Annotated in this window: 12 protein-coding genes and 1 tRNA gene; 12 read left to right on the top strand and 1 reads right to left on the bottom strand. The window is 42.7% G+C overall.

Going from position 1 to position 14,658, the window contains the following annotated elements; translation table 11 throughout:
* Positions 1-556 precede the first annotated feature (556 nt).
* Together FEF09_RS28735 and FEF09_RS28740 are read left to right on the top strand one after the other, a co-directional pair.
* A tRNA-Gly gene (locus FEF09_RS28735) sits at positions 557-629 on the top strand.
* Between the two features lie 945 nt (positions 630-1,574).
* Entirely contained in the window at positions 1,575-2,555 is a 981-nt protein-coding gene (locus FEF09_RS28740) for a hypothetical protein (protein ID WP_146308273.1), read from the top strand.
* A gap of 13 nt (positions 2,556-2,568) precedes the next feature.
* On the opposite strand, the gene FEF09_RS28745 is transcribed toward FEF09_RS28740, so the two are convergent.
* Entirely contained in the window at positions 2,569-2,934 is a 366-nt protein-coding gene (locus FEF09_RS28745; RefSeq protein ID WP_146308274.1) for a hypothetical protein, read from the bottom strand.
* Positions 2,935-3,176: 242 nt separating this feature from the next.
* Here FEF09_RS28745 and FEF09_RS28750 point away from each other — a divergent pair, with 242 nt between their 5' ends.
* From FEF09_RS28750 to FEF09_RS32290, 10 genes are all read left to right on the top strand, one after another.
* Positions 3,177-4,961: a type VI secretion system Vgr family protein gene (locus tag FEF09_RS28750; protein ID WP_222597237.1), complete on the top strand. Its 1,785-nt coding sequence runs from the start codon at positions 3,177-3,179 to the stop codon at positions 4,959-4,961.
* Between the two features lie 14 nt (positions 4,962-4,975).
* Positions 4,976-6,373: a DUF3289 family protein gene (locus tag FEF09_RS28755; RefSeq protein ID WP_146308276.1), complete on the top strand. Its 1,398-nt coding sequence runs from the start codon at positions 4,976-4,978 to the stop codon at positions 6,371-6,373.
* Positions 6,370-6,858, top strand: a complete 489-nt coding sequence (locus tag FEF09_RS28760; protein ID WP_146308277.1) for a hypothetical protein — start codon at positions 6,370-6,372, stop codon at positions 6,856-6,858. The genes FEF09_RS28755 and FEF09_RS28760 overlap by 4 nt, the downstream gene beginning before the upstream one ends.
* Before the next feature lie 6 nt (positions 6,859-6,864).
* Positions 6,865-7,647 carry a hypothetical protein gene (locus tag FEF09_RS28765; protein ID WP_146308278.1) on the top strand — a complete coding sequence of 261 codons (783 nt, stop codon included), beginning with the start codon at positions 6,865-6,867 and terminating at the stop codon, positions 7,645-7,647.
* Positions 7,648-7,654: 7 nt separating this feature from the next.
* Positions 7,655-11,548 (top strand): PAAR-like protein, encoded by a 3,894-nt coding sequence (locus FEF09_RS28770; protein WP_146308279.1) that lies wholly within the window; start codon positions 7,655-7,657, stop codon positions 11,546-11,548.
* A gap of 123 nt (positions 11,549-11,671) precedes the next feature.
* The gene (locus FEF09_RS28775) at positions 11,672-12,451 is read left to right on the top strand and encodes a hypothetical protein (RefSeq protein ID WP_146308280.1); all 780 of its coding nucleotides are present in this window, start codon (positions 11,672-11,674) and stop codon (positions 12,449-12,451) included.
* Positions 12,421-12,660 (top strand): hypothetical protein, encoded by a 240-nt coding sequence (locus FEF09_RS28780; protein WP_146308281.1) that lies wholly within the window; start codon positions 12,421-12,423, stop codon positions 12,658-12,660. Before FEF09_RS28775 ends, FEF09_RS28780 begins: the two co-directional genes overlap by 31 nt.
* A 195-nt stretch (positions 12,661-12,855) precedes the next feature.
* Positions 12,856-13,395: a hypothetical protein gene (locus FEF09_RS32280; protein ID WP_222597238.1), complete on the top strand. Its 540-nt coding sequence runs from the start codon at positions 12,856-12,858 to the stop codon at positions 13,393-13,395.
* 270 nt (positions 13,396-13,665) lie between these two features.
* Positions 13,666-13,956 (top strand): glycosyl hydrolase family 28 protein, encoded by a 291-nt coding sequence (locus tag FEF09_RS32285; protein WP_222597239.1) that lies wholly within the window; start codon positions 13,666-13,668, stop codon positions 13,954-13,956.
* Positions 13,957-14,174: 218 nt separating this feature from the next.
* Positions 14,175-14,315, top strand: a complete 141-nt coding sequence (locus tag FEF09_RS32290; protein WP_222597240.1) for a hypothetical protein — start codon at positions 14,175-14,177, stop codon at positions 14,313-14,315.
* The last annotated feature ends 343 nt before the right edge of the window (positions 14,316-14,658 follow it).

Below are 14,658 nucleotides of genomic sequence, written 5' to 3' on the forward strand. Positions count from 1 at the left end.
AAATAGACGAATATAATGTTAGTGATAATGGAGATAGAAATAAGATATTAGCCACTGTAATTATATTATAGGCATTCATCTGAATAAGTTCCAGAACGATCGATCTATTTCACGGGTAATACGCCAGGAAGAACCAGGTTATAGGATCGTAATCACATTAAATCTTAAAGAACTTTCCCAAAAATGGAACATATATTCTCAACAGATATGGTTTGTTCCATTTGAGAAAAAATATACACACAAAAGGATTTCTAATAAAAAGAAAATTATAAATTGCAATATGAAAAAGAAAATTGTCAAATACAAAAGCAGCTTTTCTAATCAAGTGATAAAGCTGACTGTAGATGAAAGAAAACGGGTATCGACCTTAGGAAGATGGCCCCTTTAAAATTGGCAATAATTAATGAAGCTTTAAAAGGCGTGAAGTTTCCAGATTAAATTACCCGTCATAAATATCATGAAGCCATCTGGTTCACATCAGGTGGCTTTTCTTTTAGTAGATTTTCGCGTAAATAATAGCTATGTTTAACATAGCCGGTAAAGCTTTGGCAAACAAGCGGGAATAGCTCAGTTGGTAGAGCATTAGTTTCCCAAACTAAAGGCCGCGGGTCCGAGTCCCGTTTCCCGCTCAGATGAATCTTCATTAAAGACAAAACAATAGTGCATTCGTTTTCTTAAAACAACAATAACGAATCTTTACTTATTAACACGGTGTTAACAAATTTCAAAGCACCATTTAGTATGTTGTAGTGCAATCCCATTCCATCAATATGTCATAATATGTCCCAAACCGAAACAAGTAATGCAAGAACAGCGATCATAGTAGCTTTAATTACAGTTACAGGTACCATAATTGCCGCATGTATATCAAACATTGATAATTGACAAGTTCTTCTATAGTTTCAAGCACCTCAGACAACCAGACATCCTCAATAACTCCAGCAAAAAAAGCGGCTGTAGTTCCTTTACTAACAAAAAAAACCTCAGAATTACCCGCTAAGGAAATTCCCATCGAATCTATTAAAAACATCATTGATTCATATTACGACATGTTGTTAAATAGGAATTACGCCACCCTAAGAGACTTTATGCACCAAACATAGATAGATATTATACTGACTTTAATATAACTCCTGATGAAGCTATCACTAACGCCTCCAACTATTGGGATAAGTTCAAAATTTTAAGTCTAGAAATCAAAATCAATTGGGATACATTTAAAGTAAGCTGTTTAGCGAACGATTGCTATATAGTTAACTATAATATGGATTACAATATTGAGAGATTGGACAATACCAAAGCAAAATCATTCAACTTAGATATAGTCGTTTTGCTTTCCTCTGAATTAAAAATAAAAAGCATCTACGAAAATATTATTTCCCGAAAATAAATATTCTTTGATTCGTTCATTGCGAAAAGTCGCGGTTCCAACTCACGTTTCCAGATCAGATGAAATAAAATAACATCCTGTTTGCTAAACTATTTTAACCTTCAGCTGATCATTTGATATGCTAAAAATAATGTATTACTAAAAATTCCGCCTTATTATTAAGCAATGCTTAAAATAACACACAATGAATAAAGTTGTTGAGGTAGTTGAAGATTTCCATGTATTAGAAAAGCTACAAAAGAATCTAGAAAAACTAGTTAAACGAATTTGTCCTGTAGAAAGCGAAGGCTCTGTTGGTTATCAAGGTGGTAGTAAATACGTGACACTTCATTACTCTCCACAATTAAATATTTGGTTTAGTACTGAAACCGGAGACAATAAATACTGGAATGCATTTGGTATAGGGAAACCTAAAGAAAAGGGCAATGCGATAACAGTTGAAATAAACCTAAACTTTGTGAAAACAAGTCGTCGCACTGCCGGTGCATTTGCGTATGACCTGAATGGACACTTACTGCTTCTACATAGGGGTAACATAGGCGGCGGTCAAAAAGGTATTGGAAAACAAACATTCCTTTCCAATTCAAGATCTGATCTAATTAATGTACGTTACAACAGAACATTAGAGAGATTATGTCTAGTTGGAGATCTACACTCAAAATTCTTTTCTATCCAATTGAAAAACTTTATTATGGAAGTTGATCGAATCAAAAATCATTCACCAGCTTCCTACTTTGATACACAAAAGCTAAATAGCTTTTCCTTTACTAAAGAATCCTTTGGAACAAAATCTATCAAAAAATCAGAATCTATCGAAGTTAAAAGGACTCATGGAATCGTTGTTAATAGTCTAGCTAAAGCTCTAACCGGTATGGGTGTTACTGTCGGATCTGACAGCAATAGAGACTTATTTATTCATTCAAAAAAGAAAATAAGGCAAATATTCGAAATCAAAAGAAGCACTACTGCATATGACTTGTATACAGCTATCGGACAACTTATTATCTACTCCATCCCTATTGAAAATAAACCTCTCCTAACACTAGTATTACCCTGTAAAATAAAGGAAAGAGTGGAAGCTGAGTTAAAAATCATGGTATTAGCTTGCTCTATTATGACTGGAATGAGGGCTTTCCAAAGTTTAAATATCTTGAGAACGCAATAGCCTCTAAACACACTTAATAGCATTGGTAAAAATGCTGCATTATCCTGCTCTGTATTTTTACCAAAAAAGAGATAGAGATACACCGCCAGCCCGCCAGCGCCCCACCCACCACCGTCATTACAGGCACGTGATTATTCAACCCAAGCATGATCAGCATAAAAGCGCCTACTAACGTCAACACACGGGTATAACCTGCCACCACACTCTGTGTATTCAGTTTCAAAGGTATCCCCTGACGACCACCGGGAACCACCTTAGTAACCAACATAGAGTCTCCCTCAACGGGCGCAATCGGAATACCGATCAATAAAAATTTAGTCTGAATTTTCTGATCTTTATAATGCTTAACGCTTCCAGGAAACATTGTACCAAAAATCATAGGCTGAGTGTATAAGGATTAAACAATACATGTAATATTAATAAATTTCAGCAGGTATTTACCTCTCCTGTACGTAGTAAAAGTTCCAACACCCATTTCCCGATAATTTTATATCTTCATCCCCTGTTTGTATTAATTACCTATTTAGTTAACCGCATACCATATCAATTAGTAAACCGATGGCCTTGTACACTCAAACCGCCGTGTCAATTGGGGATGAAGAATTCAAGCAATTCCATGCAATGTCTCTTAAACAATCCATGGATGGACACCATGAACTCAAACTCAGTATTGGCTACGACTGGCTGTTAAGAACAGGTAAAGACCCTGTATCCTCCGGTAAGTCCTTCTTAGGCAAGGAATTACGTATGTCCGTTCAGGCGATAGAAGGTAGTAGTGACCTTAAACCGCTCTTCTTCAATGGTATAGTCAGTGCTGTTACCTTTGGTAAAGCCAGCAATGGCATCAATGGACACTGTACCGTTATCGCCACCAGTCCGACCGTTTTGCTGGATGGTAATCCGCATATACAGTCGTATGAACAGCAGGACCTCGCCGCCATTGCCGGTACCGTGGCAAAATCCAGTAGCGCCTCTCCCGGCGGACTGGAAATCAACCCCTCCTACAGCGGCAAACTGAAGTATATCGTACAGTACCGGGAAACCGGTTACCAATTCCTGCAACGCCTCGCACAGCGTTACGGCGAATGGTTCTTCTATAACGGTCAGCAGATCATCTTCGGAAAATATAGTCCGCAGAAAACGATCCTCTACCATCAGGTGAATCTCGTCGATTTCAGCCTGACCCTACGCACCCTTCCCAACAAGATCGCCCTGAAAGGGATGGAATACCGCCAGTATTCCTTTATGGAAAACAATACCGGCAGTATAGCCGAAGGCGGTGTAGACAGTCTGACCCAACACGCCCAGACCCAAAGCGATAAATTATATACCAAACCATCTCAGTATAAACTCCCCTACGCATTCAGCAGCAACGCCAAAGAAGAACTGGAACTGCTGGCTAAACGGCAGAAACAGGCCCAGATGTCACAAATGGTCGTGGTAACGGGAAAAAGCAAGAGTACTGCCCTGCGTTTAGGCGATACTATCAGCATACAGGAAAATATATTCTCCAATGAAGATCATGGAGAATATATGATCACTTCTCTGGAACACTATTGCGATGGTAACGGCGAATACCATAACCTTTTTGAAGGAACACCGGTAGCCGCAGCTGTGCCTCCGCTGGACCTTGACAACTATCCTTTTGCGGAAGCCCAGAGTGCCACAGTCGTAGAAAACTTCGATCCTAAAGGATTGGGCCGTATACGCGTCAGATTCAGCTGGCAAAATGGTACCTCCCCATGGATCCGGTTAATGCAACCCCATGGTGGTGGTGATAAAGGTTTTTACTTTATTCCCGAAGTAGGCGAAGAAGTGTGGGTTGATTTTGAAGGTGGTAATCCGGAAGCACCTTTTGCCACCGGCGCTGCTTATAATGGTACAGCGAAGACCAACTTCGGTGATACAATGAATAACGTAAAAGTGATCAGTACGCGTAGCGGACATACCATTAAACTCGATGATTCCAGCGGACAAGAATTTATCACCATTGCTGATAAAGGTGGCAATACCATTGTCATGGATACCAATGGACAAAACATCTCTATCTCCGCACAGGAACATATCAGTATCAATGCCCGCAATATCACTTTTCAGGCAACGGAAAGTATCGATGTCAATGCAGGTATGCATATCACCAATGCAGCCGGTATGAATATGACCCACTCCGCAGGTATGAATATACTGCACAATGCAGGCGACAGCATGAGCCAGTACTCCGTAAATGACTATCGGCTGAGTGCCACCAACATTACAAAAATCGCCATGGAGAACATGGATGTACAGGCAAAGAAAATAGAAAAGACCGCCGAACAAATGAAGGTAGACAGCTCCAAAGAAGAGATGACTATCAACTCCGGCAAGTCCGTCGCCATCAAGAGCGCAGAGAAATCTAAATTGTTCTGATCCAATCTTGTCCTATGAGCGAAAATAATGTTGGTAACCTCGTTATCATCAGTAAAAATTATACTGAAAACGGTGAAAACATCCGCTGGAACAGCGCGGGTGAAACAAGCCTGCAATCTGGTAAACGTATCAGGATGGCCGGTAAACAGGACGGTGTCACCTTCCATAAAAACGATCCGGTCAACCTGAATGCTGCTACACCCATCAAAGTGTTACAGGTAACAGGTCCAAAAAGCGTAGTAAATCATAATACCTACGAATTCAGCGCCACCGCCTTCAGTGAAAAAGTACCCGATAATCAGCTTATGCTGGTACACTGGGCCTATTCTTTTGATGGCGGTAAAACAATAGAGCCTTTTAAAACCGGCACCACTCGTGCAGAAAAAGGAATCGCCTATAAACTGATCACCGTTGATGGCAATACCGTAGATAAAGAAGTCACGGTATATGCCTATTTCCGCAAGCCAGATACCAATATCAAAGTCACATCGAAAGTCATCTATCTCCCTTTAGTGGTAGACGCCTATCGCGTACCGGGTCTGAATGAAGATGGCTCGGATATTGCCAATGATATGGCGTATGGAAAAGGAGCGTCCGCCAAACCAGTATATAACGGCGGCGAACTGACATCCTACAAAACCAATTATCTGGATAAGGGATTCGACATTACCCGGGATGCGAAATATGCCAACAGTGATGCTGGTAATAAAAGTATCTACAACGAAAAACAAATCCTTGCTACCGGCCGGCTAATGCAATTCTCCAATGCCTACTCCGATAACAATAGCCTGTTCCGGCAGTTCAGGGATATGGTGGACCTCATGGCAAGAAGTGACCTGAATGATAACATTCATAACATGATCGACAAGTTCGAAAGGAACGAAGGCGGTATTTATGAAAATGCAAAACTGACTGCAGCTGTGATGGCCAATCCATCCACCATCCGGTTTTGTACAGGCATCGAAGATGAGATGGCTGACCGTATCAAAAATGCTGGTGGTGAACTGATCACGATGGAGGATAAGAAGATCTACTATGGTAAAGAAGCTGATTACAATAAAAAGCATCCTTATGGCCATCCCTCTTTTCCATACAGCCGTGATTATAATCTGGTAAAAGGCCTGACCATCGCCATCAACGACGTCTGGTGTTATAAGGTCACGATGACTTACTTTAAGATCACCGGCAATAACTATAAAGCAAAATATGAAGTACAGCTCTGGGATCATTTCGGTCTCGATCTGCCTGATATGGAAAAGTTTTATTCTTATGGCGCAGGCTTCAGAGCATGGTTCCTCCTGCAACATCTGAGAGGATACAAACCTTTTCTGACCAAAGTAAGATTTGAAAAAGAATTCACCGGTAATATCACCGAAGGCGCACAGGAGAGGAAAAATAAAAGAACAAAATGAGAATCAGTCTTATCATATTATGCTGCACCTTGCTATGGTGCAGCTGCACAAACAATAATAACGATACAAAAGTCATCTATCTGGAAAAACTGGACCACAAAGGCATTGCCGATATCGATCTGCAACTGAAACCTGTATGGTACCAGTATGCCCTGTTGGAAAATCCGCCTGAAAATATTGATAGTCTCAAAAAAGTGATTGTCCGCTACTGCGATAGCGTCGTGCATAAATCGGCTATAGAAGGACATTACGCCCGCTACTTCATTCAGTTCTTTAACTATTCCGATAAAACGAAAAGCTATATGCAGGGAAAGGACGACTTCTTTGACCTGCATAACGACATTTCACAGGAAATGGAAGACTACAGGGGAGAATACCGCTATGAAGCCTGCCAGACAGATACACTGAAAGGCGTATGGAGCGTGGAAGTAAAATCCGGCGATGTATTCAGACGGGATACCTTACACAATAACTGCAAAAATTAACCCGATATGTCCCTGTTTTCTGTCAGAAAAATGTTTACCGGCAAGACAGAGAAGAAAGTAACGGTACATGACCCATACATATATACTGTTACGTTAACCTATCACGGAGATGCCGATACACGCTTAAAATTCAATACGGAGATCAGCCGGATGACGGTAGATTACGATACAACCCAATATTTCCAGATCACCCGATCTGATGTGAGAATCAATGACGAAGATACTTCCGATTACCTCGCTTCAGATCTCGCTGCGCAATGTGGTAATGTACTTTATCCTTTGCAGCTACAAATCGGACAACATGGAAGTATACAGTCTATCCTGAATCACCCGGCAATATTGCAACGCTGGGAAGAAAAGAAAAGCCGGTTAAAACAATACTTCACCGGGCCGGAAGCACATAGCTATATTGATGCTACCGGCGACACGCTCGGACAGGAAAGCTCTTTGCTGAATGCCATCAGACAGGATATCTTCCTCTCTGCTTTTTTTCAGGTACAATGTGCCGGCAACCGGGATCATTTTAAAACTTCTTATGTACTGTTTCCTTTTGAAGTACCTGTTGTATATGATGTGATCCCTACGGGTAACAGGATGATGAATAATCTCCGGCAAACCGGTAGGGAAGAAAAAGGAAGTGGTGCCCTCGAAATAAAATACACTTTTCACAAAATACATGGTCTGATACAGTCATTGCAGGCGCAATTAGACGCAGCCAGAGATAAACGGGTTGCACAGATAACATTGACAGCTTCCTGTATCAACAGCGACGATCATCGTATAAACTAATTGTAGTATGGCCGAAAAACACTTTGTTGTACAGGGAGCCGCATGTAAATGCAACTTCGGTGGTTCCCCGGATAAACTGAAAATATCCACCAACGACCGCGATTATATCAATGATGGAGATGGCAGCGCCAAACCCATTGCCAGTAATAAAGATCTGGGACAACCTCTGGAGGCAAAAACCTTTGGTAACTGTTCCATCACCAGAAGTTCCTGTAGTCCGGCCATCACCCAATGGCAGGGTGTCTACGAAAAAGTAACCCTGACCAACGGCGGTAAGATTCTGACGGAAGAAAGTAAAGCGATCTGCTCTGTCTCAGGATCTCCCTGTATATCGATTACCTTTCACGGACAAACAGCTGCCGTCACCAGTACTCACTTTGATAACGTAGAGGTGCAGACAATGGCCGCACTCAATCCCATGGCACCCAAACCAGCCAGTGGTAAGGAGATACCTAAAGTAAAATCCATCACCGGTAAAATTGAAACACGCAGGCCTGCATTGGAGCTTGGTAGTAGCAAGGTAGTACCCATGATGACAGCCCGTGTTAATGAGCAATTAAAATTCACCGTAAAGGACTATTACAATACGGCCAAAGCTGATAAGGATAAAGTCAGCTGGAAAATATACAAAGGACACAATTTCGAAGCAGAAGCCATGTCTTTTGAAGAAGTTGGTCCTGAACTACAGATGAACTTCGATGCAGTGGGCAATTACCGGGTAATGGCCTATGGTACAGATGGGACGGATGTCCGCTGTACAATAGATGTTTCTGTAACGGTCAACAGACTTAAAGGAGATATTGAACTCGGCGCAGGGATGGGCCGTATTGTGGGAAAAGATTATCGTGTAAGAAGAGGGGTACCTGTCAATATCGCCGCCAAATATGAAATAGAACCTGCCTTAGCAGAAGAAAAACAGCTGGTCAGTATGCAGGTAACAGACATGAATGGTACCATTCTGGCCGCCGGAGAACAAGGCGAAGATACCATTACCTTCACTCCTGCCAACGGCGCTGCGACCTACAAGGTGACCATCAGTATGGATGGACAGATCATTACAAGAGAACTGACCTCTGAAGGAAATGGTGTAGTGGCAATTAAAAGTAATCCGGCCGCAGAAGTTGTCAGACCCGGTACCGCAATGAGCTTTCAGGTAACGGAAATGACCTATTTCACACAGCTACAGGAATTTGAAACCACAGGTATCAAATGGCAGCTGAATGGTAAAGACGTTGGTACAGGACAATCCATCAGTCTCGGTGGCGAGCACTTCACGCGGGAAGGTAACTATGTTGTGGAAGCATATGTGATGAAAGCAGATGGCTGGGATGCAAAGAAAGGTGCGCCCTCTTCCCGCCACCAGAAGGATGATTGCCGCTTCGCTGTAAAGAAGAATGAAGTCACCGCCATCAAAGTGGAAAACGGTGGCGCCAAATGGGTGGTCGGTAAACGTTATAATCTGGAAGCATTGACACTGATGCCTTATCAGGCAGCGCAGGATGGTCCCATTACCTGGTCTCCTGCCGGTAGCCACACGAATAAGGCCACAGGTATCTATGCAACACATAAGGGCAAGGTAGCGGTAACTGCTACGCTTAACGGCAAAACCAAAAGTCTGGAAGCAGACGCTGACACAGCAGAAATCATCAAATGGTATTTTGGCGATAAAGATGGCGTATATAAACCACGCGCCGGCTGGAATGAAACACTGAAAATCATCATCAATTGTCCTGCAGCAGCGGGAGAAACGGTCAGCGTACACATACTGGAAGCTGACAGATCCAGCTTCAATTATATCAAAGAAATACCGAACTGTAAGTTTGATGCCAACGGCGAACTCAAAGCAGATCTGAATACCAACGACATCAAACCCATGCTGAATAAACTCTACTTTGAAGGCAAGGAGTATGATGTCCTGTTTGCTATCCAGTCAAAACCAAACGGGATACAATTCGCCGGCATGAAAACAGTGGAAGCAGATGGCAAATCCTTCCTCTTCCCTCAAAAACAGAGTAACCAGCGTGGTAATGAACTGGGTAAATATGTTTATATCAATTCGGAGAAAGAAGTTGTCAGTGTTAATTTCTTCGACAGTACCAATTACCCCGCCTATAAGGTCTACAAATACGGAGAAAAAATAAAGATCCGCGTACAGACCCGAAACCTTGCTGCGCAGGATCTGACACTACAGATCTGGCACAATGGTTATAAACAGGAAGATAAGATGGTTATGGAATTCCAGGGTAAGCCGGATGACAAGGAAATATGGGAAGTAGAACTGGATACCAATAAACTGAAAAGTGGTAACAAGCAAATTGATGATGGTCTGCGTAGTTACTTCGCCCTCATCAAAGAGAAAAACGGTGATACGTTCAAATTCCCGAAAGAGGTAGCAGATGCCAATACTTTCGATCCCAGAAACGTCAGCTTTTACCAACATATTAAATTATCCAATGCATCAGCAGACACACTGAATAAACTGGCCAAAGATATCGCCCCTACTGTATTGGGTGAAGCACTGGAAAAAGAGGAAAACAAAACGGGGTGTCCGCGTTGTAATGAAGATATCACACCTGCTATGCTGAAACAGGTTTTCAAGCAGGCAGATGATGCTACCCTTAAATCTGTAGCAGACACCTACAATAAATACATGCGGGAGATCGGTATGAACACCTGCTGGAACAAGGCGCATTTCTTTGCCCAGACATTTGTTGAATCCGGACCATCACTGCATCTGAAGAGTGGTGAAAGCTTTAACTACTACTGGGAAGACCTTGACGGTCTTTTCCCTCCGTTCAGAACGACTGCCGGAAAGGAAAAAGCGCAACTCTGGGGCCGTGCAGTAAGAAAACCTGCTATTCCGGGCGTAACAAAAGACAATGAAAAAAACATCGCCAATTACGCCTATGGTCCTGACGCTGCCAAAGGCAAGGAACTGGGTAATACAGGCGCCAATGACGGCTGGGATTTCAGAGGAAAAGGATTGATACAACTGACAGGTCGTACGGCCTATGAGTATGCCAATACCTATACAAAAAAGGAGAATGCAGATATTGTGGCCAATCCGGATCTGGTGGTATCTGATGTAAAGATTGCAGTACTCTCATCTATGGCATTCTGGAAATGGAAAGGACTACAGCAACTTGCCAATGGCAAAACGGAGGTCAAACCTATCAGTACAAAAGTGGGGAAGAATGTGGTACGGCCTGATGGTACGGATGCTTATACTGAAAAGAAAGAGGCATTTGACAAAAACACCTCTGTATTATTCAAAATAAAACAATGTACATACGGTCTGGTACCAGAAGGAGATAATAATCTCTACAAGATTGATGTGGATGCTTTCAAATATGAACTAGTCAAGAAAAACGATGCTTCCAAACAGTACCAGTTTGATATCTATATAGGCGGAAAACTAACGGCTACCGTCCTGAAGAACATCAATGACAAGAAGCTGCTACCTTTCCCCGACAGCGGACCAAACTGGGGCCGTTTCGGAGGAAGAGACGGTGGAGATGACAACTACTCTGATCCAAAAGTAGCTGCGGCTGCGCTGGGGTTCTTTTACTCACTACCTAAGAATGGCTATACCGGCAAATTGTATTTTAATGACATGTCTGCCAGTAACCAGCGTAACCTCGGGCATAAAGGGCACATACACGGGGACGATATTGACATCCGTTACCCGGGAAGCACGGACGAAGCCGGAGAAGTATTATGGTCGAAAGCAAAGGATAGCTACCCAAGTGAAGAAAAATTTGTGGAAGCACTGGAAAATATCCTTAGTATTGCCTCGAAGTGGGGCTTTAATACCAATTACGCTTACAAATCCGGCATCAAAAACACAAAGGATGCAGCACATAGCGTACATCAGAACCACTTCCATATTGGATTGAGATAGCAGATAAATGATCAATAACGATATATGAAACAATTGTTAATCATGATGAGCTTAGTATACTGTGTAAGTTGTCAGTCCGCCGGGACCGGCGCTGAAACTGACAGTACGGCTAATACTCATTTAGTGGACACGATAAAGCCAGAAGAAAAATTATACGACATGAATGTGGCGGCAATCAAAAAACACATGGAGCTGCAGAAGCACCTTGAAGATGAAAACAATAGGACCAACTATACAGATGCCGATGTAGACATTGCCATTCCCCTGCTGGCGGAAGCCTTGAAGGAAAAGAAGTTTGTACAACCTTCCAACGAGGCATTCCAGCAAAAGATCCGTAGTATTTTTGGTGAGCAGGTCTTACAGGCTAACTATTGCGGGGTGAAACAACATGATAAATTCTATACATTACTGGCAAAGGAACATGGAGATGAGTTTGATTATACGGAAGATAATATCATGGTCTCCAAAGAAAGCAATTTCCTTTTTTCTATGCCATTTCTGGGGGACTTTATCACGTTCACTGACAGTACGCATTATAAATACAACCTCTCCCCTGTACAGGTAGCCAGGAACCGTTATCTGCTGAATGACAGTAAAGCCGATCTGGCTTACCTGCTGGCCGAGGATACACTCTTCATCAAAAATTTGGTGCTCCGCTTTGGATACACAGCTGACCAGAAACTGAATGATGTCGCAATGAATGATGTCGGAAGATCAAATGATGAGGAAATCGCAAAGGTTTGTGAATATATATTCGTAAAAGACTGTAAAGGACAATTGCAAATCCGGGAAGGATTACTGCAATGGATCACGGATCATTCAGACGCGAATGAGAACAGAATGGCGCTGGCTATTACGACTATGCTACTTCTTTGTATACCAATGATGCTAACCGCACCCTGAAGAACAATCCCAATACCTATTGGGATAAGGAACAGAAGCGCAAAATAGCCGCTTATATTATCAACACATGGATGCCGTTGAATGAAAAATATGCAGCAGCGAATCCGGCTAAATGGTCAGTAGCGAATCTGATTGATAATCTCAAGGTATATGATCAGGGGCTGGAAGAATACATTGCGAAGAATAATTATTTCTCGAAGATTATCTGAAAAAAGAATAGGCGCGAGATTATAAATTAGCCTGTTTAACAGATCTGATATAATTGAAGTACGACTTACTGCGCGCAGTAAGTCGTACTTTTTTGTTTTGTTACTTATTCTATTGATTCGTCAGCAAACACCAGCTCCAAAATCAAGTGTCAAATAAACAATAATAATTTCCTATCTTACTCCCAAATTCCGGTTATGAAAAAGTTACTGACTGCCTCCCTGCTATGCATCAGCCTGTCCGCCGCTGCCCAGTTAAATGTCCATGTACCCACTATCGATGAAGTAGGCGCCACCAGACTGCCAGCTGACATTGCTCCCGTGCATGCTCCTTTTTCAATACCGGCTTTTAAAAAGCCTGTTTTTCCAAAGTACACAGTGACGGTCAAAGGACAGGGAACTTCACAAACAAAAGAGATACAACAGGCCATAGATGCTGTCAGTAAACGGGGCGGCGGAATGGTCATTATACCTGCCGGCAACTGGCACTCAGGACGTATTACTTTGAAATCCAATGTTAATCTTCATCTGGAAGAAAACGCCATATTAACATTCGGCGGAGAAATAAGCGATTATCTGCCGGTGGTCTTCACCCGTACTGAAGGTGTCGAAGTCATGTCACTGGGCGCCTGTATCTATGCAAACGGACAGCACAATATCGCCGTAACCGGAAAGGAAAACTGGTCGGTCCACCGGCTGATTGTCCTGTCAGGAAGCAGGTCATGCGGCAGGATGTGATAGAGAATGTGGTAGCAGCCAATAAACCCGTCGCTCAGCGGATATATGATGGTCATGATGGTGGTCCGGTGTATCTGCCGATGTTCGTTTCTGCTGTTAATTGTAAAAATGTCTATTTAGAGGGCCTGCAGCTGGAAATACCCCTTTCTGGAATATTGTACCGATCTATTGCGATAACGTCATTATACGGGGTATAACAGTCAATTCTGTGGGTATTCCCAGTGGAGATGGTATCGACATAGAATCCAGCAAAAATGTGTTGATTGAATATTGTACCTCAACTGCGGCGACGACTGCTTTACATTAAAAGCAGGTCGTGGAGAGGATGGCTTACGGATCGGCAGGCCAACAGAAAATGTAGTCATCCGCTACTCTCTGGCGCGTCAGGGACATGGTGGTATTACCGTCGGCAGTGAGACCGCTGCGATGATCCGGAACCTGTACGTCCATGATGTGGTATTCGATGATACAGAAGTAGGTCTCCGCTTTAAAACCCGCCGTCCGCGTGGGGGTGGTGAGAAAACCTGCATTACGAGCGGATCCGTATGCGGCTGCGTTTAGATGCTTTCAGATGGGATATGCTTGGTTCAAGAATGTATGTAGGAGCATTGGCGACCGCCTGCCTGCACGCCGGTCAATAAGCTGACACCCGTCTACAGAAATATTTACGCCAAAAACATTGTGGTAGACAGCGCCAGAGCACTGGTCAGAGTGATGGTATTCCGGATCACCAATGACAGGTTTCCATCTGGAAAATGTAGAAGCAATTGTACAAGTTTGTGCAGAGTATAGACGCCAATAACATCAGCATCTCCAACGCCAGCATATATACAACAGATCCTGCATTAACACTTACCGACACAAGGAATATCACTTTTGACAAAGTGCGTATTATCAATCCTGCGAATAAATCGTGGTGAATATCTCCGGAGATCTTACAGATAATATCCGCTTTAGTAACTCTGTCCCGGAGAAACCGGAAGGTTGGGAAACAGCCGTCTGGAAGAAAACTGAATCTCTTAAAAGCCTGATCACCCCATACGACTACTTCCTAATCCATTCTTTATCATCGCTCTGAGATCATCAGCAAGGCACCCATGTCCTGTCTACACGAAACACTGACAGGTATTTCAACGAATTGCTTAATTTCACGGCTATACATAGATGCTATACCTAAATAATGTTTGTTCGTGAACAATATCCCATTTGAACTGCACCTTACGGTGCACGACCTGTTAACCTCTGATGTTGAACATTTTGTCA

Origin of the sequence: Chitinophaga pinensis, assembly GCF_007896845.1 — a bacterium.
GTDB lineage: Bacteria > Bacteroidota > Bacteroidia > Chitinophagales > Chitinophagaceae > Chitinophaga > Chitinophaga pinensis_C.

Coding starts and splice junctions, on each gene's coding strand:
- FEF09_RS32280 (WP_222597238.1), top strand. CDS start 12,856: ATGAAAAAGTTACTGACTGCCTCCCTGCTATGCATCAGCCTGTCCGCC.
- FEF09_RS28745 (WP_146308274.1), bottom strand. CDS start 2,934: ATGATTTTTGGTACAATGTTTCCTGGAAGCGTTAAGCATTATAAAGAT.
- FEF09_RS28770 (WP_146308279.1), top strand. CDS start 7,655: ATGGCCGAAAAACACTTTGTTGTACAGGGAGCCGCATGTAAATGCAAC.
- FEF09_RS28740 (WP_146308273.1), top strand. CDS start 1,575: ATGAATAAAGTTGTTGAGGTAGTTGAAGATTTCCATGTATTAGAAAAG.
- FEF09_RS28750 (WP_222597237.1), top strand. CDS start 3,177: ATGTCTCTTAAACAATCCATGGATGGACACCATGAACTCAAACTCAGT.
- FEF09_RS28755 (WP_146308276.1), top strand. CDS start 4,976: ATGAGCGAAAATAATGTTGGTAACCTCGTTATCATCAGTAAAAATTAT.
- FEF09_RS28760 (WP_146308277.1), top strand. CDS start 6,370: ATGAGAATCAGTCTTATCATATTATGCTGCACCTTGCTATGGTGCAGC.
- FEF09_RS28765 (WP_146308278.1), top strand. CDS start 6,865: ATGTCCCTGTTTTCTGTCAGAAAAATGTTTACCGGCAAGACAGAGAAG.